We start from the raw sequence: 1,229 nt of genomic DNA, 5'->3' as shown, positions 1-1,229 counted from the left end.
TGGTCTTTTTTTAGTCATGATGTTATAACTCCTTTATTATTGATGTTATTTTACATGACCTTAAAAAAGTTGTCTAGTTAATTGTAACCTATCCACATTTATTCTTTCCTATCATTAAATCCCCTTACTTAATGTCAAATGCATGAAACCTGCCCCCTTTTTCAATTTGCTGTACAAAAATAAATTATTCCCCAACGATATAAGGATTATTCTTCGCATATCTCAATATCTTCCCCAGCCCCCACAGCTCAACATGCATCATTTCGCTCGCATTCGCCGCCTTAAGGGTTGTCTGTGCAAAATCACAGGTAGATATAAAAATAACATTTGTTATGCTATCCAGCGCTGCTGCACCTGCTAATTTTTGAAGTTCCGGTCTACCTATAGACGCATCTGAATTCCAATGCTTACACTCAACATATGTAGTAACATGATTCTTCCTTATGATAATATCCTTGCCCCCATCGTTTGTCTCTGGGGTGAGCATTACCGAATAGCCTAATCCTCTAAACATATTGGCTATATATTCTTCAAAATCCCGTGGGGAAAGCGACCAAATATATTCCCTGCTGTCTTTGGGGTAGGTTTTATATACTACCTCACCATTGCTACCATCATTATCTCCATTGCCATTCCCGTCGTCACTATTTGATTTAGTAAATATATTCCAAATCTCTTTCCTGAAGATAATAGCCGTTGCCAATAGGCATATGACAATCAATGTTAGTAAGAATGTTGTCCCAAAGTCTCCCAGACTATTAAATAATGCATCCTTTATTGCTGCAATTGCTTGCACAATGATGGAAATAACCCATATGATAAGAAGCAACCCACATCCTAATTTCATTTGTACTACATCCCTGTTTAATAAATTCCTTGCTGTGCCCAAAATGAGGCAGCAATCTCCCCCATTTAGTTGCTTTTTTAATCTTATAATATATTAATTTGAGCTTATTGTAATTCATTCTAGCTCATTTTATGTCTTTTAATTCAGGACTAGTTATCTCCTTATGCTTTTCATAGCATCTTCCAGTAAATATTTCTTTTCTTTCATATAGGTTGGTACTGGTAATTGTATATTCTCTCGATTAAAATAATTAATCATAGGCATTTTACTAGCAAATAAATTTTGTAATGGTTAATTGTATAATCAAATTGAACAGTAAATAAAAAATCCATAGGGACTATTCTCGTGTTAGAATGTAATCACCACAAAAACATCTACACGG

At 34.7% G+C, this 1,229-nt stretch carries 1 protein-coding gene; it reads right to left on the bottom strand.

Annotation, left to right across the window (positions count from 1 at the left end; translation table 11 throughout):
* Window positions 1-184 precede the first annotated feature (184 nt).
* Complete coding sequence (locus tag HNR32_RS13745; RefSeq protein ID WP_183863630.1) at window positions 185-847, bottom strand: restriction endonuclease; 663 nt, start codon at window positions 845-847, stop codon at window positions 185-187.
* Window positions 848-1,229: the final 382 nt, after the last annotated feature.

Origin of the sequence: Pectinatus brassicae (assembly GCF_014201835.1) — a bacterium.
GTDB classification, from domain to species: domain Bacteria; phylum Bacillota; class Negativicutes; order Selenomonadales; family Selenomonadaceae; genus Pectinatus; species Pectinatus brassicae.
This window is presented reverse-complemented; position numbering and strand designations above follow the sequence as displayed.